This is a genomic window from Pseudomonas sp. HY13-MNA-CIBAN-0226 (assembly GCF_040310305.1).
In the GTDB taxonomy this organism is placed as follows: domain Bacteria; phylum Pseudomonadota; class Gammaproteobacteria; order Pseudomonadales; family Pseudomonadaceae; genus Aquipseudomonas; species Aquipseudomonas gregormendelii.
On sequence record NZ_JBEOPS010000103.1, the window covers coordinates 1 to 353 of the forward strand.

1 protein-coding gene is annotated in these 353 nt (G+C 56.4%); it reads left to right on the plus strand.

Annotation, left to right across the window (positions count from 1 at the left end):
- A partial coding sequence (locus AAEZ05_RS27955) for a dermonecrotic toxin domain-containing protein (protein ID WP_350649805.1) occupies positions 1–353 on the plus strand: 353 nt, incomplete at both ends.

Here is a 353-nt window from a genome sequence, read left to right on the forward strand (position 1 = left end):
ACGGAAAACACAATCAAATCGACCTCAAGCCGTCCCAAGTGATGCACGAAAGCTGGAAAACCGACTTTCAGGCCCAGATGACCCAGAAATTCGACGCGTTCTGGAGCGCGCATACCGATGACTACCAGACGGCAATCAAGGGCGAGTTCGTTTCCCAGGCCCGGGAACAACTGAAGAACGCCGAAGCCGGGTCACCTGCTGAGCGAGCGTTACAAGCCCCCGAACATCAGTTCACCCGTGGCGACTACAGCCTGGTGATGGCAGCGGCGAACAATATTCCACTCGACGAAAACACCCCCCTGAGCCTTGAACAGCTACAGGCTAAAGCGCCAGTAAACAGCACCCCCCAAGTC